Genomic DNA, 18,029 nt, shown 5'->3' on the forward strand with positions numbered 1-18,029 from the left:
AGCGATGCGCATGCAGGGGCGGTGTTAATTAATATTAGCGTAATGAGAGCGCGCCTGCTCCCGCATCGTCGCCCGCCGCGTCACGGTACGCGCTGGCCTCTTCGGCTTCGGTGGCGTCGCTAAAGCGGACCACCAGCACGCAGGAGGCCAGCACCAGCACGGTCAATCCCAAATAGAAAAGGCCCTGCTGGTAGCTCAAACTTTCGCTGCGAAACAGGAACGCTGCTGATACGGCCCCTACGTTGCCACCCGCCCCGACGATACCGGCCACGGCGCCTAAGGCTTTTTTATTGATGAAAGGTACGACGCCAAAGGTAGCGCCTTCGGCCATTTGGACGAACAGGCTAAACACCAGCATGATGCCGATGGCGAGGCTGAGAACATGCATCTGTGAGAATGCGACCAACGCGATGCCTTCGCACACCAGGGCAATGAAGAGCCAGCGCACGCGTCCCTTGAGTCCGCCCTGCTTGGCGAACAGGTCAGAAAACACGCCGCCCAACGTGCGCGCGAAGATATTCATCAGGCCGAAGAGCCCGGCGATCAGCCCGGCAGTGGCGAGCGTCAGGTCGAATTTGTCGAAGAAGTAAATGGCGGCAATGTTGTTGATCGTCAGCTCGACGCCAAAGCAGAGCCCGTACACCACGAACAGGGCCCACACGCGGATATCCTTCGCCGCTGCCAGGAAGCTTTGGGCGGCACCGTGCTCACCGGTGGCGTAAGGTAATTCACCGCGCGCGCGCAGCTCGCTGAAGTTGCCGTTGGGGGCGTCTTGTGTGAACAGCCAGTAGGCAATGCCGGTGAAGAACAGCACGACGCCGGGCACCACCATGGCCAGACGCCAGCCGAGCGCTTCGTTGACCCCTAGCATCAGCATGCCGGCAAAGATCAGTGGCATGACGATTTGGGTGGTTCCGCCGCCAAGATTCCCCCAGCCAGCGCTGGTGGCATTGGCCGTGCCCACCACGTTAGGGGCAAACATGAGGGTGGTGTGGTACTGGGTAATGACGAACGATGCGCCGATGGCGCCAATGGCCAAACGCGCCAGTAAGAACGTTTCGAAACTATCGGCGAGGCCAATCCCCATGACAGGAATGGACCCCAGTACCAGCAGTCCGGTGTAGGTTTTGCGTGGTCCGACTCGGTCGCAAAGCACGCCAATCAACAAGCGAACGATCACGGTGATCGCCACCGATGCAATGATGGTATTGCCGATTTGGGTTTGCGTCAGGGCGAGGTCTTCGCGCACCACGGCCATGAGCGGCGCGATACCGAACCAGCCAAAGAAGCAGATGTGGAATGCAAACCAGGAGAGGTGAAACGCCCGCATTTGCGGCGTCGAGAAGTTGAGTAGCCGAATACGGTTGGCTTTGTTGCGTATGTCCATGGGAGTGGCCTCACAGCGTATGAACGAGTTTGCCGAGACGCAACGCGCAGGCGTTACGTGGTTACGGGAACATGCCTTCACCGTTGAAGGTCAGGTTCGACGCACTCGTACCCTGTTGGGCCTGGTCCACGCCTATCACCATGATGGGAAAATAAGCAAATACTCCGCCATCGCTGTTTTATATGAATCAAAACAGATGGTTAAATTTTTTGCTACAAAGGGAACACCTTCGATGAGTGGCAAAGGTGGGGAAGCGCAGGGCGCTCGACGCTTGGTTAGCGCACTCTGCTTGGGCAGCGTGCGCTAAGTTGGGGCAGGGGCTGGGCGTGGCAGCGCTTATTCGTGTAGGTAAACCGCATCGATATCGAGTGTCGACACATGCCCCAGAGCATCGAAATGTGTGGCAAGCCACTTCTCCGCCGCTTCTCTGCCTTGCTCGAACAGGTGGCAGAGAAAGGGCCACTCGGAATTGAGCTTACTTGAGACCGAAAGGTCATCCAGGGCTTTATCACCACTTATGCGGTGGAACAGTGCTTGCTGATAGCAGTTTTCGATGCCTTGCTCGTCGAGTGCATGCTTAAGCAGCGCGATCATACGTACCTCCTTGATCAGCGCGGCGTTGAAGGTGATCTCGTTGAGTCGATTCATGATCGCCGAGGCCGAGGTGGGCAGCTCTTCGCGACGAATGGGATTGATCTGCACCAGCAGAATGTCCCGCGCGCTGCACTCCTCCATGAGCGGGAAGAGCGCCGGATTGCCCATGTAGCCGCCATCCCAATACGCTTCGCCATCGATCTCTACCGCTTGAAACATGAACGGTAGGCAAGCAGATGCCATGACGGCGTCGACACTCATCTCTTCGCGGCGAAAGACGCGCTGTTTTCCGGTACGCACGTTGGTCGCGGCCACGAAGAGCTTGAGCTGGTCGCACTGACGCACGCGTTCGAAATCGATGTGGGCCGCCACGATATCGCGCAGCGGATTCAAATTGAGCGGGTTGAGCTGGTAGGGCGACACCAGGCGCGTCATCAAGTCCATGGCGATATAGCCCGGCGAGTGGTCGAGGCTCCAATTGCCGGTAAGGACATCCAGCGGGGAGCGGCGAATGGGACTGGTCATTCCCGCTCGGCTCACCGCCTGCCAAAAGGCTCGCAGTGCCTGTCGCGCCGCCTGTTTTCCGCCCCGGGTAAGGGCATCGGCCATCACGACGCCGTTCATCGCGCCAGCGCTAGTGCCGCTGATGCCCTCGATCTCGATGCGGTCATCTTCCAGAAGGCGATCGATCACCCCCCAGGTGTATGCGCCATGGGCACCGCCACCCTGTAGCGCAAGGTCGAGCTTCTTTACCGATGCCATCGTCGTCCTTACCGTCTGTGATAGGAGTGCCTTTAGCATGGCATAAAAGCGCGCGGACGGAAGGGACGATCTGCACGTCCATGCGTTAGGGAGCGTCGGCCAGCGGCGACGGTCGCTGCTGGGGCAGGGGCAGGTCAAACACGGCATGCTCCATCAGACGGTCCAGCTGTTTGGCGAGCGCTACGCTGGCCTCCTCCATGAGTGCCAGCGAGGCGAGCTGGCCGGTATGATCGCCTTGGCGCGCATAGCGCAGGGCGTCCAAACCGCTTTCATGGAAGCGACGATGGGGAACGGCCAGGGCTCGGTAGGCATCGCTCTGCTTGTAACGCTGGCCTTCACCCGTCAAGTACCAGCGGCCAAGGCTGCAGTGGTGGTGGTCGGTCAGCGGCTCCTCTTCCAAGGAGGCCGACAGCAGCTGGTGGTAGAGGCGGCTTTTCCACACGACATGCTCCAGTTTGGCCGCGTGCAAACAGGCAGTCGTGGTGCTGTGATGGATGACCTTGTACATATGGCGCGCTTGGTCGGTGAGCTGTTCGATCATCTGCTCGGCCTCGTGCGCGGCCTGAGCGAGCGCGTTGGCTGTCTCGCGCTGGTGGGCCAGGACGCGAGCATCCTCTTTGAGCATAGCGGCGGTTTGTTCGACCCAGTGATCCAACTGGTGACCTAGCTGCTGGGTGTGATCCGCTAGGTGTTGAATGTCGCTCACCACGGCGGACAAGCCGCAGGGTTCGTCATGCACATGGGCCGCTTCCAGCGCCGTGCTCATGGCCAGCGCCCGGGTGTGTCCCGCCATGCGAGCCAACTCGACACTGAGGCCGCGCAGTTCATGCAAGGCTGTTTCGCTGGCCAGCGGCGCCGCATAATGGGTGTCCGCCTGCTGGTGTCGTTGGCCTTGCTGCTGCAAACGTTGAGCGACTTTCTCGGCATGATGTAGCCGCGTGAAAAGATCGGTGAGCGTTGCGCGCTCGCTGGCGAGCTGCTCGGCGTGATGTTCCGCACCCGCATCGAGGGACATCAGCATGTCTGCGCCCTTGGCCTGGAGCATGCTGATCGACTCAAGAGGTGTCATCAAACTGATCGTGCGGTAGCCTCGTGCACTTTTCTCCAGGGCCAACTGAGCGTGCAGCTCAGCGACTTGCTGCTCCAGACGACGGATCGTTTGATAGGGATGCATAAAGGCAAACATGGCGGATACCTTCAGTGGTGATGCAGTTTGTGATGTTTTGTCACAAAGTATTGCAGAAGGTGTTCTTGCTTGCCTGGGAAGACTCCCCCTTGCTGATGAAAATCAACCCCTTGTCGTCATAAAACAGGAGCGCTGCCATACTCAGTGGCTGCGCTATTTCATCTGGGCCACGTGCATGGGCGTCGTTGTCTCGCAGCGTAAAAACGCAGACGTGGCTAACCACTCTTCATCGGGGTAGTAAGCAAAGACGTACTGGTTCTCTTTGAGGCTGTCGATCAGCGGATAGGTGATGTCTTCACGCACGGCCGGACAGCCGTGGCTGCGACCCAAGCGGCCCGTTTGGGCAATGAAGTCGTTACTGACGTAGTCGGCGCCATGAATCACGATCGCTCGCTCGAAGGCCAAGTCGTTGACCTGTGGCTCCAGGCCATCCAGACGTAGTGAATAGCCGTTGCGACCGTAGTAGCTATTCATGGTGCGGAAAAGACCGAGGCTGGATTGATGGCTGTCCGGTGTATTGGAAAAGGCGTTGGCTACCGCGTCGCCAGATCCCTGACCATGGGACACCAGCTCTTCGAAGAGCAACTGGTGCTGATGAAGGTCGAACACCCACATGCGGGGTTCCGTGGAGGGCAGCGAGTAGTCGATGACGGCCAAGCGCTCGGCGGAAGGGTCGGCACAGCTCAATGCCTGTGCCGCCAACCGAAGGGCTGCCGGTGTGGCGTCGGGGGCTAGCTGAAGTAACTGATGATGTAGAGGGGATACTCCCGCTGGCGGCGCGGCGGCCACTTGAGAGAAAAAGCTGGCGGCTTGAAGGGTGGTAGAAAACAACACGATGGGTAACGAAAACAGTACAGTGGTCATGCGTGAACGAAAAAGCATGGGGCGTTATCCTGCCAAAGAGGTCAAAAGCGTAATGAAGTCGACACACCACGCGTCAGCGTAAGCGGCTATGATGAAAAAAACGTGTATCAGAACGGGAACTGCTGATACGACGTTAAGCAAAAAGAGTGACGCCACATTACAACGCAGCATAGTAACGCAAGGAGAGGCGATGAACGACCACCAGCCACTAAGACGATGGGCGATAGGGGCAGCGCTCTGTCTGGCGCTGAGCTGCCCGGTAATGGCCACTGCCAATGAACCCACCAGCGCCGCATTGCAGCAAGCCCTCGCGCAGCAACTTCAGCGGCAAGAAGCATCGCTACCCATCGCGTCGTTCTATGAACTACGCGGCGGTCAGCCTGCCTGGCAAGAGCTGCAGCGCGTCGAATCCCTCGTCAGCGCGTTGAATACCCTGGTGGATGACGGGCTCACACCCGACGATTACCAAGCCTCATCGCTGCTGGGCGATTTCCAGCAAAGTCAGCAATTAGACGAGCAGGCACAAGCACGCTTCGATGTGCGCGCCACCCGTTCGCTGCTGCTGGCGCTGGATCATTTATCGATTGGCAAAGTGGATCCTAGGCGCGTCGAGCCGAATTGGGACCTGCCCCGCCCAGAGCGGCGCTATGCGCTGCCGCGTGTCGTGCAGGCCGTCGACGGGGGAGAGGTGGAGCAGGCGCTGTCGCTGGCGCGGCCGGATACGGCAGCGTATGCCCAGCTTCGCAACGCGTTGGCGCACTATCGTCGCTTGGCCGAGCAGGGCAGCGTGCCCTATTTGCCCGGGCGTGACGAGTCGCTGCGCCCCGGCGATATCGATGATGACGTGCAAACGCTTCGCCAGCGCTTGACGCTGTGGGGAGAGCCCCACCTGCTGGCGGCGGATAGCAGCGCCTACCCGATGATTGGTGTACAGGCAGCGGGCGGTGACCGGCGCACCTTCGATAGGGAACTCGAACAGGCGGTCATGCGCTTTCAGCGACGCCACCAGCTGCAAGAGGATGGTGTGGTAGGCGAGCGCACGAGATTGGCGCTGAACATGCCCGTCTCCGCGCGGGTAGACCAACTGCGCATTAACCTCGAACGCGCCCGCTGGATTCGCCCCTCGCTAGATCGCACACCGAACGTCTGGGTCGATATTGCAGGCTATCGTTTGCACTACACGCGCCCTAACGGGGAGCATTGGGATGCCCGTGTGGTCGTCGGATCGCCCAGTCGAGAAACGCCGATCATCCACTCTTCCATCAGCCATTTGACCGTCAACCCGAGCTGGACGATCCCGCCGACCATCATGCGTGAAGACGTGCTGCCAAGGGTGCGCCAAGATACGGCGTATCTCACGCGGCAGAATATTCAGGTCGTCAGCCTATCTGGGGAAACACTGGATGCCGACACGATCGATTGGCAGCGGCCGGGAGGGGTGATGCTTCGCCAGGTCGCGGGCAGTAGTAACCCTTTGGGGCGTGTCGTGGTACGTTTTCCGAACGACGACATGATTTACCTGCACGATACCCCAGCAAGAGGGCTTTTCCAGCGGGATCATCGGGCGTTGAGTTCGGGGTGTGTTCGGGTAGAAGGTGTGACGGAATTTGCCCAGCTTCTGTTGCAGGACAGCGGCAGCCGCTATCAGCTCAGCTCGCTGATCAACAGTGGCCGCAGCGACCAAAACGTGAATCTGCCTACCCGTATTCCGGTAGCGCTGCACTACCTGACCGCGTGGCCCAATCGCGAGGGCGATGTGGTGTTTAGAGAGGATATCTACCGCCGTGATGCGGCGCTGCTGGCAGCCCTCGAAACGGCCTAGTCGTTTTCTTGCCCTATAAAAAAGCCGCCCCGAGAGTGGGGCGGCTTTTTCGTCTAGCATGTGACGGGGCTATTGAATGCTCTCGTCACTTTCAGTGTCGCGCTGGTAGTTAGCCACGCTGATAGTGCCGGTCTCACCACTTTCCAGCGCCGCTAGCATCGGTTCGGCTTGGCGTTGGAACGCAACCAGCGTGTCGCCGCTAAGGCTGGTGTTCTCCGGCAGCTCGACCGTCATGGCATTGACCGGCGTGTTGTTCACGATGACTTCGTAGTGCAGGTGAGGGCCCGTGCTGCGGCCGGTATTACCGGACAGCGCGATACGCTCACCCATCGTGACGCGCTCGCCCTGGCTGACCAGCGGCTGGGATAAGTGCAGGTAGCGGGTGCGGTAGCCGTTGTCATGGCGCACGACGATGTAACGACCGGCAGCATGATGGTTACCGACACGCTCCACGCGGCCGTTGGCAGGGGCAGTGATGGGAGTGCCAATGGGCATCGCAAAATCGGTGCCGTTGTGAGGACTAACGCGACCGGTCACCGGGTGTAGACGACGGGGATTGAAGTTGGAGCTGAGACGATAGCTGCCTTCGAAGGGGCGACGGGCAAAGGCCGGGTCGAGACTGCTGCCTTCCGGCGTGTAAAAATTATCGTCGTTGGCGTTACGCACGACGGTCAGATCCATGCGCTCGCCATCGTATTTCACGGCCAGTACGCGGGAGTCGAGGGTCTCACCATCGATCATGTCAGACTCCACCAAGACCTGAAACTGATCCCCCCGGCGGCTGTCGCGACGGAAGTCTAACTTCTTTTGCAAAATGCGCGTCAGCTCGGTGACAGAGCTGCTGCTCAAACCGGTGGCCTGGGCTGAGCGGGCAAAACTGCCCGTGACGCTGCCGGCATAAAGCCGCTGTACAGGTTCGCCCTGGCGCTCGATGGCAGTGATGGCGTAATGGTCGCTGTCACGCTCTAGCAAAACGCCTTCCCGGGTGTTCTTCATCATTCGCAGTGCCAGGAGGCGACCCGTTTCGTCCAACTGATAGTCGAAGCTGTGGCCCGCACGCCAGTGGGTCAGCATGCGAGGATCGGGCAGGTCGTCCAGCAGGGCGAGCACTTCGCTATACCCCAACCCCAACTCGTTTTGCGCCAACACGGCAAAGGTTTCGCCAGATTCGACGATGTGGGTTTCCCACTCGGGCACGAACGGCTCATCGGCCGCCAGTTCCAATTCGAGGAAAGAGACGTCGTCTTCGTACAGCTCAACCCCGTAATCTTCATAAGAAGTGGCATCAGCGATTTCGACGGAGTCGTCGACATTGAGCATGCCGCTTGTGATCGTTCCTAGCACGATGGCCATGTGTAGTGCGCCATCATCCAGCAGGCTGTCGTCCAGCGTGACCTGAGCGTGTGCGTCGCCTGGGGCGGCATCGCTCGCCATAGAGGCTTCGGCACTGGTGATCATGTCGAGATCGACGATCTCGGTGGCGGTGAGTTCACTCAGGGGGATATGTTCACGGGTTGCGTCGAGAGCGCGGGAAGCGCGGTCGATCGCTTCTGCGACTGGCGTGCGCTCTTGTCGAAGCGACGGTACGCCGGGAGCAGAATCGCTGGGAAGCGGAACGAGCACGCTCTCCAGCGGTGTTTGGGGTTGGTTCAGGTCGTGATAGGTAGTGATGAGTTTTTGTGCGCCCAGCACGGTGACCATCGTGGCCACGGGTAACAGTAATAATTTATGCGTGCGAGGCAGCGAATGGAGGATTCGCAACATGGGTAAATAGGCCGCCGAGTTCGTGAAATAAAAGTAACATGAAAGTAAGCAAACTCGGGAACCATACCCCAAGGAGAAGGGGGTGAATAGACTGTACATCCATACACAAAATATACTTCCGCTGAATAACGGAAATATAAAGGCATCTTATTCAGCCATGAACACCGTTTGCTAACAAAAGTAACCGAGAGGCGGCGGCCAGCTCAACGGGTTAAAACGGTGTCGTCATCCTTACCATAGACGTAAATTAAAGCTTGTGAAAGATAAATATAACGTGCGTCTAATTAAAATGGAGTTTTGCCAAGCTATCAGCGTGTAAGCCTTCTCTCCGTACGTCCATAACCCGTGTTAATGATTCGACGCTGACACACTGAGTCCTCTCAATGGATGAATAGTGTCATCACGCCACGCCGCTCATATCAAAAAGGTAATTTTTTGTATTTTAATGTTTCTTTACGTTTTTGTGCGGTTTGCAGAGTGTATTCCAGCGTGGCGATGCAACGAAATTCGATAACAGACAGGTACTCATCGTCTTTTCCTGGCATTCTAGGGATGTTTTTTCGAAGATGAAGCGGATTGTTTCGCTGTATAGCGTCGAGGAAATCGAAATGTCTCGGGTAACACTAGCGCAGTGGCAGATGCTGGCCGCCGTGGTGGATCATGGTGGCTTTGCACGAGCGGCAGAGGCGATCCATAAAAGCCCCTCCACGCTGAATCACGCGGTGCATAAATTGGAAGAGCAGTTGGGTATCCAGGTGCTCGAACCGGTGGGTCGGCAGGTGCGCCTCACCGAAGCAGGCGAGCTGCTGCTTCGCCGTGCGCGCCAGTTGATCGAAAGCGCGGCGTCTTTGGAAGACGTCGCTTCGCGCTTGGCAGCGGGGCTGGAAGCCGAAGTCGTGGTGGCGATCGACCAAATTTTTCCGGTGGCTGCTCAGGCGAAAGCGTTGGAGCGCTTTTCGGAAACCTATCCCCAGGTGCGCGTTCAGCTCCATGAAAGCGTGCTGAACGGGGGGACGGAAATGCTATACGACGGCCGCGCCGACCTAGTGGTCTCTGGTATCGAGGCCCAAGGATTTTTGGGCGAGCCACTGGTTAATGTGCGCTTCGTGGCGGTAGCGCATCCTCGTCACGCGCTGCATCAATTGGGGCGCTCGCTGGATTTGCGTGATCTTGCCCAGCATCGTCAACTGGTGGTGCGTGACTCGGCGCTGCGTCAATCCACCAACGCGGGCTGGCTAAAAGCCGAGCAGCGCTGGACGGTCGGTCACGTGGGAACGTCGCTGGATATGCTGCGGCGCGGCTTGGGGTTTGCCTGGGTTCCGGAAACGCGTATCGCCGACGAGCTGGCCAGCGGTGAGCTGAAGCCGCTGCCGCTCAGTGCTGGGGGCATTCGTGAAGTGCCCGTGCAGCTTATTTTTCGTGATCGTGATCGTGCGGGCCCGGCAGCCCATGCCATGGCCGCGGCTTTGAAGCGGGCAGTGAGAGAGGTGTGCGAGCAACGTTCGATTCCCTCGAATGAACGGCCGTAAAACATCCGCTTGAGCCTGACTCCGTCGGGGGTATGCTGAACGTCATACACCTCTATAACGTTCAATGCAGGAGACGCCCGATGGGACTGTTAGTCAACGGCGAGTGGGTCGATCAGTGGTACGACACCAAAAAGCACGGCGGGGAATTCGTTCGCGAATCCGCGCAGCTGCGCGACTGGGTGGGCAGCGATGAGACGTCTAAAGGCGAGAGCTATCCGGCTCAGGCCGATCGTTACCACCTTTACGTATCGCTCGCGTGCCCCTGGGCGCATCGGGCGCTGATCATGCGCAAACTGAAAGGGCTCGAGCCGCTGATCGGAGCATCCCATGTGAGCCCGCTGATGTTGGAAAACGGCTGGACCTACCATCAAGACGAAGGGTCGAGTGGCGACCCTATCAACCATGCTGACTATCACCATCAGCTCTACACCATGACCGACCCAACGTACACGGGGCGGGTCACGGTGCCAGTGTTATGGGACAAGCAGCGCAGCGCCATCGTCAACAACGAATCCGCCGATTTGCTACGCATCTTCAACCGCGCTTTCGATGAGCTGACGGGCAATGATTTGGACTTCTATCCAGACGATTTGCGCAGCGTCATCGATGATGTGAACGATGACGTGTACGACCACATCAATAACGGCGTTTACAAATCGGGTTTTGCCACGGATCAGCAGGTCTATGAAAAGCACGTCACGGCCTTGTTCGATGCGCTAGAGCGCATGGAGACGCGGCTTGGGGAGCATCGCTATTTGGCGGGTGAGTGGCTGACCGAAGCGGATATTCGCCTTTTCACCACGCTGATTCGCTTCGACGCGGTCTACTTCGGTCACTTCAAGTGCAATTTCAAACGTATCGAAGATTATCCCAATCTCTCCAACTACGTACGCGAGCTATACCAATGGCCGGGCGTGGCCGAGACGGTCAATATGGATCACATCAAACGCCACTACTATTACAGCCACGACACGATCAACCCGACGCGTATCGTGCCGGCGGGCCCATGGCTGGACTTCATGCGTCCTCACGACCGTGAACGTTTGCCGGGGCAGGGAATACGTCGGCACTCACGTCCCCAGTGATGCACATATTAAAAAGGGCCACCCGCTTGGGTGGCCCTTTTTTGATCGACTATACGCTACGGGGCGACGATGCCACTCTGCGCAAAGTGGCCCATCGCTAGCGTGTCACTCGTCGGCATCGACGGCGTCACGGGTCGTTTGCCAAGCGCTTTGGGCACCCTCTTTGGTGCTCTGCCAAGCGTCTTGCGCGTTGGCTTTGGTCTGCTCCCACCAGTCGCGATCATACGTGGGGAAGGATTCGACGTCCTCGGCCGTCGCATCCAGCATGATGCGGTGCTCGGTGTCACCATCATCTTCGGTGTGCGTTTCCAGAGTGAACTGGTCAGCCTCGACCACGACTTCGCGTCCGCCCAGACCCAGCACATCGCCGCTTTCGATGACCAGTGCTGAAATACGCATCTCTTCATCGAAGAGAATATCGTCGACTTCACCGATCTCTTCCTCAGAGCCGTCGGCAAAGAACACTTCTGCATCAAGAATGTCGTCGGCCGAATACATGCCCTGGGGTTCCGTTTGCGCTTGGACGCCAAACGCCATGCCGCCGAATAGGGCAGTCGTAATTGCAGTCGTCAGAATCGATTTACGCATAGCTTCTCTCCATGTGGCTATCAAGAGGTAGCGTCATGCTACCTGTGAGTGAATTCGGTATGTGAATTCGTAGGGAAGGGACGTGGAAAGTGGAGGGGCTTAGAGCCCGTTCGCCCAGTCATCCGCACGGCGCTCGGCCTCTTCGCGCTCCAAACCATATTTCTGTTGGAGCTTACCAACGAGTTGGTCTTTCTTGCCGCCGATTTGCGTCAGTTCATCATCGGTCAGTTCGCCCCAGCTGGCGCGAGCTTTACCTTTCATTTCCGTCCATCTGCCTTCGATTTGATCCCAGTTCATGTGCATCACTCCTTGAAGTTCGTGAACGTCATCGGGCACCTTTCAGGTTAGACGACATAGTCACATGTGCAAGCCCCGGTATTGATATGGGTTAAATCAAAAAGACTGGTCAGAACCCATTGGCGGTGTTAGGATGCGCTCTCCTCGCATGTGTTGACCCCTCCATCACGACGATAAACGTTCTTCACTGACGCTGAGCCTGATGTGCCACGCCAGTCGAAACGTTTGCGGGAACATCTCATTCATTGCAGATGTTCATTGCTGTGAAGATGGCGCGCCTCCAGCATTTCACCAAACGGGTGAAATCGGCGCAGAAGGTCGCCACAGCGGTTGGCCCGCAACGCGGTGTTGCCAACCGAATGCTAGGTGCGACCGGCGTCTCCGACTCCACTGATGACGATATCCGCTATGCGGAGCCTTGTTCTTTTGCTGCGCACCGTTACGCGCTGCATAAAACAGAGTCAGAGACGCTTACGATGTTTTTTGCCGGTTCAGCCGGCCTACCAAGGTGTGATTAATGACCTCGACTTCTGTCGCCTCGCCGAGCTTCGGCGATTTGGCTCTATTGCCTGCCGTTCTGTCTGCTGTTGAAGCACAGGGCTACGAAACTCCTTCGCCTATTCAGGCGCAGACGATTCCTGCGTTGCTGGAAGGCCGCGATATGCTGGGCCAAGCACAAACCGGCACCGGCAAAACCGCCGCCTTCGCACTGCCGCTGCTGTCGCGTCTCGACATGCAGCGTCGCGAGCCCCAAGTACTGGTACTCGCACCGACCCGCGAACTTGCTCAGCAGGTCGCCGTCTCTTTTAGTAAATATGGTCAAAATCTTCAGGGCTTGGAAGTCGCTACCCTGTGTGGCGGTCAAGAGTACCGTGAACAGCTAGGCGCGCTGAAGCGTGGCGCGCAAGTGGTCGTCGGCACGCCGGGCCGTGTGATCGATCACCTGGATCGTGGCAGCTTGAAGCTGGACGGCCTCTCGGCGCTGGTGCTCGACGAAGCCGACGAAATGCTGCGCATGGGCTTTATAGACGACGTCAAACGCGTGGTTGCCGATACCCCGAAAGATGCTCAGCGCGTGTTCTTCTCGGCCACACTGCCGACGGAAATCGAGCGCATCGTCAACCGTTATCTGGTCAACCCGGTGAAGGTCGCGATTGAATCGCGTACCACGACGGGCGAAAACATCGAACAGCGCATCGTGCGCGTGGACGGTGGTGCCAAGCTGGAAGCGTTGTCGCGTATTCTTGAAGTCGAGCCGGTCGATGCCGCGATCGTCTTCGTGCGTACCCGTGCGGCCTGTACCACGCTGGTCGAGCAGTTGACCGCTCGTGGCGTCAACGCTGCTGGCCTGTCCGGTGACCTGGATCAGAGCCTGCGCGAGCGCACCATTACCCGCTTGAAGCGTGGCAAAGTCGACGTGCTGATCGCGACCGACGTAGCGGCCCGTGGCCTCGACGTTCCGCGTATCACCCACGTCATCAACTACGACCTGCCGCAGGATGCAGAAGCCTACACCCACCGTATCGGTCGTACCGGTCGTGCGGGCCGTAGCGGCATTGCGATCACTTTCGCGGGCTTCCGTGAAGGCCGCAAGGTGGGCTGGATGGAGCAGGCTACCGGTCAGAAAATGACCGAAATGCCGCTGCCTGACGAAGCCGCTATTCGCGCTCACCGTGACGACGTGTTCCATCACCGTGTAGTGGCGGCACTGACCAAAGGTGCTGAAGAGCAGCGCGCACTGGTCGAGCGTCTGGTGGAAGAGGGGCATGACGCCGTTGAGCTGGCCTGTGCGTTTGCCGCCATGGCCCGTGCCGACGAAGCGCCGATCGGTCGTCTTCAGGCACCGCGCAAAGAGCGTGCCCCGCGCGATGGCGCACCGGGCAAGCCGGGTGGTGCCCGTCGCGAGCGCTCCAGTGCGCCCAGCGAAGGCATGACCCGCTACCGCGTCTCCGTGGGCCATAAAGACGGCGTGAAGCCGGGCCAACTGGTCGGTGCGCTGGCGAACGAGGGCGGTATCGAAGGCGCGCGTATCGGCCGTATCGATATCCGTAATGCCTTCTCCGTGGTCGAGCTGCCCAGCGGTCTGCCTTCCACCATCCTGGCGAAAATGGCTCGTGCCCGTGTGGCCGGTCGCCCGCTGGAAATCAGCGAAGACCGTGCGCCGGAACGCGCACCGCGCCGTCGTCGTGACGATGGCGATGCGCCGGTTCGCCGTCGCGAACGTGCGTAACTCAGCGCTAGGCGCTGGATAGCGCCTGATCGGTGAGTCACCTCCCCCTATGCCACTGGCCCTGTGCCTGCTGGCGTAGGGGGATTTTTTTTGGCTACGCTAAACGTTCATTACCTCGATACAAGGAGCCTGCATGGACGCTGCGCTACACGAATGGAACCTGTCACCCAAACAGGCCATTGCCCTTCAGTCACAGCTCGCCCAACGGTTGGAGAGCCGTGATCGCCTCGACCCGGTAAGGTATATCGCGGGGGTGGATATTGGCTTTGAGGAAGGGGGTGCGGTAACGCGGGCGGCAGTGGTGGTGTTGACGTGGTCGCCCGAGGCGGCTCCTCAACTGCCAGTGGTCGAGCAGGTGGTGCATCGCGAGCCTACCCGCATGCCCTATATTCCAGGATTGCTGTCGTTTCGTGAAATCCCCGCCGCCCTAGGGGCATTTGCCAAGCTTAAGACTCAGCCACAGCTGGTGATGGTCGATGGCCAAGGCATCGCTCACCCTCGGCGCTTGGGCGTAGCCGCGCACTTGGGGCTTTGGCTCGATCTGCCTACCATCGGTATCGCCAAGTCGCGCTTAACCGGCACGCATGCAGCGGTCGGAGACGCGCGAGGCGATTGGGTACCGCTCCTGGCCGGGCAAGAGGTGATCGGTGCCGTGCTGCGCTCGCGGGCGAACGTCAAGCCGGTATTCGTCTCGCCGGGGCATCGGTTGTCGCTGGATACCTCCCTTGAGTGGGTGATGCGCTGCCTTGGGCGAACCAAGCTGCCCGAGCCGACCCGGCTGGCAGATCGGCTGGCGTCACGGCGAGATCAACAGAAGCGTTAAATAAAACTGATAAAACGCTGCAGCAGGCTGGTCGCTTCTGGCGTCTCGCTAATTTCACTGAGTAGCTGGTCTGGGTCGTCACCCTGGTCGCGCAGGGCAGTGCGCTGACGCTCGATGTAGGCACGCATGACGGGCGGTGAGAACTCCGGATGGAACTGCACGCTCCATTGGCGCGGCCCGTAGCGAAGCGCTTGGTGGGCGTCGTGGCAGTTGTGAGCCAGAATGGTGGCGCCATGGGGTAGCTGCATCACCGACTGGGCATGGGTAAGGTGCGCGTCGAAATGCCCAGGTAGCTGACTAAAGAGGGGGTCCTTCAAGCCGGCTTGGGTCAAGCGCACCGTGCGCGTGCCCGATTCGCGCCCGGCGGGGTGGTAGTCGCTGACGCCACCAAAGGCCGCCGCCATGAGCTGATGACCATAGCATACGCCCAGCAGCGGCAGGTTATCGGCCAGCGCCTGCCGCAGCCACGGCTTGAGCGCCTCGCTCCAGGGGGGCTGCTCGCTCACCATGCTATGCGAACCGGTGATCACGGCACCGACGATGTCGTCCGGAGGTGTCGCCGTTAGCCGCGCATCCCACACCTTGAGCGTCACGCCCTCGGGAAGCGCCTCGTGTAACCGGTGAATGAACAGCTGCTCGAAATCACCGTGCTGGTCGACCACTTCAGGGAACGCATCCCCGGTTTTGATGATGACTAAAGAGGCCATGGCATTCTCGTTATCGTATCGCGGCGGTGGAAAGATAGCCGAATCAGGTCATTCCGCTGTAAGCTGAAACGTCTTGTTTGACGACCGTTTTACCATACATTAGGAGCTTGATATGCAACAGATTACACGTGCAGGCGCGCCGATGGACGTGGCGGGCACGCTACCAGCCGTTGGTCAAACGGCCCCAGCCATGACGCTGACCAACAGCGACTTGGAAGACGTCACGCTGGCCACCTATCAGGGTAAGCGTAAGGTGCTGAACATCATTCCCAGCGTCGATACCCCGACCTGCGCGATGTCCACCCGGCGGTTCAACGAGCTGGCCTCCAAGTTGGACAACACCATCGTTCTCGTCGTATCCGCAGACCTGCCGTTCGCCGCGAAGCGCTTCTGCGGGGCCGAAGGGCTGGATAACGTTGAAACACTCTCAACTTTCCGCCATCGGGAGTTCCAGGAAGCGTGGGGCGTGGCGCTAAGTAACAACAGCATGGAAGGGCTGTGTGCCCGCGCGGTCGTCGTACTGGATGCAGACAACCGCGTGCTACATAGCGAGCTGGTGAGTGAGCTGAAAAACGAACCGGATTACGAGGCGGCGCTGGCGGTGCTCAACGCTTAATCCGGTCGCGCCCCCGTTGGGCAGCCGCCACCAGCGCGCTGATGAGGCGCTGCTGGGGGCGGTTGAAAATCAGCCACTCGGGGTGCCACTGCACGCCGATGAGAAAATCGTGGGCTTCTGATTCGATGCCCTGTACCAGCCCGTCGCGGTCACGAGCGACGATTTGAATGCCTTCCCCCGCCCGATTGACGGCTTGATGATGCAGGCTGTTCACCCGGCACCAGGTCACGCCCAGCAGTTGATACAGCTGGCTGCCGCCGACGATGTCGACCGTTTTGCGAGGTAGTACGGTACGCCGACGTTTTAGCCCTTCATGGGTCGTGTAGATGTCGGGGTCCAGCGTGCCGCCCAAATGGACGTTGATCAGTTGCGCTCCGCGACAAATGCCCAGCACCGGCGTATTTTGCGGAATGAACCGGTTGAGCAGGCTCAGTTCCAGTTCGTCCCGGGCAGGGTCCAAGCGCACGTCGAGCTGGACTTCGCCGCCGTAAAGTTGCGCTTGAATATCGTCGCCACCGCCGATGATCAGCCCGTCCAGATGCTCGGGCATGGGGCGAGAGGGGGACAGGCGCAGCGGTTTACCGCCATGCCGCCAGACGGCAAACCAGTCAAAGCACCAGGCAAGCTGGCTTTTACGATCCGAGGTGGTGATTCCAATCAGCGGTCGAGGCATGCAGTGGGCGTCTCGTCTGTCTGTGAGAATAAGCGGGGGTTAGGCGTTGCCGAATGGCTTCAAGAGCGCGGCTTTCAAGCGTGCCCACCAGGGCTTGCTGTGCTCGGCGATGTACTCATCGCAGCGGGCGCGCAATACCTTGTCATCGGCGGCTAACTTCTCGACCTCCACCCAGCGATTCCACTCTACCACCGACCCCCAGCCTGGCTGGGAGAGCTGGGCATTGGGCAGGCGGTAGTGAAAGGTCGGGCGCGGCTTGGTGAGTTCGCCATGCAGCAGCTCGTGGGGGTGGTCGGGGCGCAAATGGGCAAACAGCGGCAGCAGGTCGAGCTCTCGGTTGCGAGTGGGGTTGTAGTGCAAGTAGTCGTCGATGAAGGTGTCCAAATCCGGCTGGTAGCGTGCGTCCAGGACTTTCAGGGCGTACTCTTTATGAAACGGGTTGGCGTGGGGCAGCACTTCGCGCGTGATGTCGACCTTGATCTCTTCGCGCAGCCAGCTAGCCAGCAGCAGATACGCCCGCATCATGGCCAGCAGGTAATCCACCTCCTGGCGCTCTACCTCGGGATTGAGGTGCAAGCCAAAGCCATAGAGCAGGCTGGCATCGGTGCCTTTGGCGCCTTTTTCCCGCAGCGTTTCGAAGAGCGTATCGAGGGTGTCCAGTTCATCCCAGGGAATGGGCGGACAGACGATCTCGGTGGGCACCAATCCGGTCACCATATCGCCGATCAGCTCGCGGGTTTTTTGGTGGAACTCGACCCGGCGCTGATGCTGCTGGCGCGCCCATTCGCTATCGCTTTCATGATGCTCTTCCAGCAGCGCTTTATCGGGGTGGGCATACTGGGTATCCAGTTCGATGCCGAACTCTCCCCACCGCGTGCCCTCCACTTGTAGCCGATGGGGGCTGACCACGTTAAGCTCCCCCCCAAACAGCGTGCGCACCAGTTCGGCCGTCTCGCGGGGCGGTAGGCCAGCGAACTCGATTTCGACACCGACACAGCGAGTCTGGCCATCTTTATTTACGCGTTTGGGTGGGGCTTGCAGCGTCATCTCGGTATCCTTGAGGTGAACGTTTGAAGGGCCAGCCTATCACAATCACGCGTTG

General features: G+C 59.3%; 18 protein-coding genes. 8 read left to right on the forward strand and 10 right to left on the reverse strand.

The genetic code is table 11. The annotated features are described in order from the left end of the window. Positions 1-34: 34 nt before the first annotated feature. A complete protein-coding gene (locus NH398_RS04470; protein ID WP_159341365.1) occupies positions 35-1,387 on the reverse strand; it encodes an MFS transporter in 1,353 nt (450 codons plus the stop codon). Between the two features lie 19 nt (positions 1,388-1,406). On the opposite strand from NH398_RS04470, the gene NH398_RS04475 reads away from it, so the two are divergent. Further along, complete coding sequence (locus NH398_RS04475) at positions 1,407-1,694, forward strand: hypothetical protein (protein WP_159341366.1); 288 nt, start codon at positions 1,407-1,409, stop codon at positions 1,692-1,694. A 29-nt stretch (positions 1,695-1,723) separates the two neighbouring features. Here NH398_RS04475 and NH398_RS04480 read toward each other — a convergent pair whose 3' ends face one another. The 3 genes from NH398_RS04480 to NH398_RS04490 all read right to left on the reverse strand — a co-directional run bounded on the left by NH398_RS04480 (position 1,724) and on the right by NH398_RS04490 (position 4,811). Continuing rightward, positions 1,724-2,743 (reverse strand): patatin-like phospholipase family protein, encoded by a 1,020-nt coding sequence (locus tag NH398_RS04480; RefSeq protein ID WP_159341367.1) that lies wholly within the window; start codon positions 2,741-2,743, stop codon positions 1,724-1,726. 85 nt (positions 2,744-2,828) lie between these two features. Beyond that, positions 2,829-3,929 carry a CZB domain-containing protein gene (locus NH398_RS04485; protein ID WP_253016844.1) on the reverse strand — a complete coding sequence of 367 codons (1,101 nt, stop codon included), beginning with the start codon at positions 3,927-3,929 and terminating at the stop codon, positions 2,829-2,831. 153 nt (positions 3,930-4,082) lie between these two features. Next, a complete protein-coding gene (locus NH398_RS04490) occupies positions 4,083-4,811 on the reverse strand; it encodes a murein L,D-transpeptidase catalytic domain family protein (protein WP_253016846.1) in 729 nt (242 codons plus the stop codon). A gap of 172 nt (positions 4,812-4,983) precedes the next feature. Between NH398_RS04490 and NH398_RS04495 the strand changes: the two genes are divergently transcribed. Next, positions 4,984-6,615, forward strand: a complete 1,632-nt coding sequence (locus tag NH398_RS04495; protein WP_253016847.1) for a L,D-transpeptidase family protein — start codon at positions 4,984-4,986, stop codon at positions 6,613-6,615. 69 nt (positions 6,616-6,684) lie between these two features. Here NH398_RS04495 and NH398_RS04500 read toward each other — a convergent pair whose 3' ends face one another. Continuing rightward, the gene (locus tag NH398_RS04500) at positions 6,685-8,379 is read right to left on the reverse strand and encodes a peptidoglycan DD-metalloendopeptidase family protein (protein WP_253016849.1); all 1,695 of its coding nucleotides are present in this window, start codon (positions 8,377-8,379) and stop codon (positions 6,685-6,687) included. 608 nt (positions 8,380-8,987) lie between these two features. Here NH398_RS04500 and NH398_RS04505 point away from each other — a divergent pair. Beyond that, on the forward strand, positions 8,988-9,908 hold the full coding sequence (locus tag NH398_RS04505) for a LysR family transcriptional regulator (RefSeq protein WP_159343712.1): 921 nt from the start codon (positions 8,988-8,990) through the stop codon (positions 9,906-9,908). Between the two features lie 80 nt (positions 9,909-9,988). Next, positions 9,989-10,993, forward strand: a complete 1,005-nt coding sequence (locus NH398_RS04510) for a glutathione S-transferase family protein (RefSeq protein ID WP_253016851.1) — start codon at positions 9,989-9,991, stop codon at positions 10,991-10,993. Positions 10,994-11,098: 105 nt separating this feature from the next. Here the strand turns inward: NH398_RS04510 and NH398_RS04515 are convergent, their stop codons facing one another. Together NH398_RS04515 and NH398_RS04520 are read right to left on the reverse strand one after the other, a co-directional pair. After that, positions 11,099-11,581, reverse strand: coding sequence for a PRC-barrel domain-containing protein (locus NH398_RS04515; RefSeq protein ID WP_159341373.1), 483 nt, complete (start codon positions 11,579-11,581; stop codon positions 11,099-11,101). A gap of 99 nt (positions 11,582-11,680) precedes the next feature. Further along, positions 11,681-11,878: a CsbD family protein gene (locus NH398_RS04520; RefSeq protein WP_253016862.1), complete on the reverse strand. Its 198-nt coding sequence runs from the start codon at positions 11,876-11,878 to the stop codon at positions 11,681-11,683. A 245-nt stretch (positions 11,879-12,123) separates the two neighbouring features. Here NH398_RS04520 and NH398_RS04525 point away from each other — a divergent pair, with 245 nt between their 5' ends. The 3 genes from NH398_RS04525 to nfi all read left to right on the forward strand — a co-directional run bounded on the left by NH398_RS04525 (position 12,124) and on the right by nfi (position 14,931). After that, entirely contained in the window at positions 12,124-12,396 is a 273-nt protein-coding gene (locus tag NH398_RS04525; protein ID WP_162527871.1) for a hypothetical protein, read from the forward strand. Beyond that, complete coding sequence (locus NH398_RS04530; RefSeq protein ID WP_159341375.1) at positions 12,396-14,108, forward strand: DEAD/DEAH box helicase; 1,713 nt, start codon at positions 12,396-12,398, stop codon at positions 14,106-14,108. Before NH398_RS04525 ends, NH398_RS04530 begins: the two co-directional genes overlap by 1 nt. 133 nt (positions 14,109-14,241) lie before the next feature. Beyond that, positions 14,242-14,931: a deoxyribonuclease V gene (gene nfi, locus NH398_RS04535; protein WP_159341376.1), complete on the forward strand. Its 690-nt coding sequence runs from the start codon at positions 14,242-14,244 to the stop codon at positions 14,929-14,931. Here the strand turns inward: nfi and NH398_RS04540 are convergent. Beyond that, on the reverse strand, positions 14,928-15,638 hold the full coding sequence (locus tag NH398_RS04540) for a glutamine amidotransferase (RefSeq protein WP_253016864.1): 711 nt from the start codon (positions 15,636-15,638) through the stop codon (positions 14,928-14,930). The genes nfi and NH398_RS04540 overlap by 4 nt on opposite strands. Before the next feature lie 112 nt (positions 15,639-15,750). Between NH398_RS04540 and tpx the strand changes: the two genes are divergently transcribed. After that, entirely contained in the window at positions 15,751-16,254 is a 504-nt protein-coding gene (gene tpx / locus NH398_RS04545) for a thiol peroxidase (protein ID WP_159341378.1), read from the forward strand. Here tpx and NH398_RS04550 read toward each other — a convergent pair. Together NH398_RS04550 and NH398_RS04555 are read right to left on the reverse strand one after the other, a co-directional pair. After that, entirely contained in the window at positions 16,244-16,927 is a 684-nt protein-coding gene (locus NH398_RS04550) for a type 1 glutamine amidotransferase (RefSeq protein WP_253016866.1), read from the reverse strand. The genes tpx and NH398_RS04550 overlap by 11 nt on opposite strands. Positions 16,928-16,966: 39 nt before the next feature. After that, entirely contained in the window at positions 16,967-17,974 is a 1,008-nt protein-coding gene (locus NH398_RS04555) for an amidoligase family protein (protein ID WP_159341380.1), read from the reverse strand. Positions 17,975-18,029 lie beyond the last annotated feature (55 nt).

The sequence above is a fragment of the Halomonas sp. CnH100-B genome (assembly GCF_024124605.1).
Taxonomy (GTDB): domain Bacteria; phylum Pseudomonadota; class Gammaproteobacteria; order Pseudomonadales; family Halomonadaceae; genus Vreelandella.

Coding starts and splice junctions, on each gene's coding strand:
- NH398_RS04470 (WP_159341365.1), bottom strand. CDS start 1,387: ATGGACATACGCAACAAAGCCAACCGTATTCGGCTACTCAACTTCTCG.
- NH398_RS04475 (WP_159341366.1), top strand. CDS start 1,407: ATGAACGAGTTTGCCGAGACGCAACGCGCAGGCGTTACGTGGTTACGG.
- NH398_RS04480 (WP_159341367.1), bottom strand. CDS start 2,743: ATGGCATCGGTAAAGAAGCTCGACCTTGCGCTACAGGGTGGCGGTGCC.
- NH398_RS04485 (WP_253016844.1), bottom strand. CDS start 3,929: ATGTTTGCCTTTATGCATCCCTATCAAACGATCCGTCGTCTGGAGCAG.
- NH398_RS04490 (WP_253016846.1), bottom strand. CDS start 4,811: ATGCTTTTTCGTTCACGCATGACCACTGTACTGTTTTCGTTACCCATC.
- NH398_RS04495 (WP_253016847.1), top strand. CDS start 4,984: ATGAACGACCACCAGCCACTAAGACGATGGGCGATAGGGGCAGCGCTC.
- NH398_RS04500 (WP_253016849.1), bottom strand. CDS start 8,379: ATGTTGCGAATCCTCCATTCGCTGCCTCGCACGCATAAATTATTACTG.
- NH398_RS04505 (WP_159343712.1), top strand. CDS start 8,988: ATGTCTCGGGTAACACTAGCGCAGTGGCAGATGCTGGCCGCCGTGGTG.
- NH398_RS04510 (WP_253016851.1), top strand. CDS start 9,989: ATGGGACTGTTAGTCAACGGCGAGTGGGTCGATCAGTGGTACGACACC.
- NH398_RS04515 (WP_159341373.1), bottom strand. CDS start 11,581: ATGCGTAAATCGATTCTGACGACTGCAATTACGACTGCCCTATTCGGC.
- NH398_RS04520 (WP_253016862.1), bottom strand. CDS start 11,878: ATGAACTGGGATCAAATCGAAGGCAGATGGACGGAAATGAAAGGTAAA.
- NH398_RS04530 (WP_159341375.1), top strand. CDS start 12,396: ATGACCTCGACTTCTGTCGCCTCGCCGAGCTTCGGCGATTTGGCTCTA.
- nfi (WP_159341376.1), top strand. CDS start 14,242: ATGGACGCTGCGCTACACGAATGGAACCTGTCACCCAAACAGGCCATT.
- NH398_RS04540 (WP_253016864.1), bottom strand. CDS start 15,638: ATGGCCTCTTTAGTCATCATCAAAACCGGGGATGCGTTCCCTGAAGTG.
- tpx (WP_159341378.1), top strand. CDS start 15,751: ATGCAACAGATTACACGTGCAGGCGCGCCGATGGACGTGGCGGGCACG.
- NH398_RS04550 (WP_253016866.1), bottom strand. CDS start 16,927: ATGCCTCGACCGCTGATTGGAATCACCACCTCGGATCGTAAAAGCCAG.
- NH398_RS04555 (WP_159341380.1), bottom strand. CDS start 17,974: ATGACGCTGCAAGCCCCACCCAAACGCGTAAATAAAGATGGCCAGACT.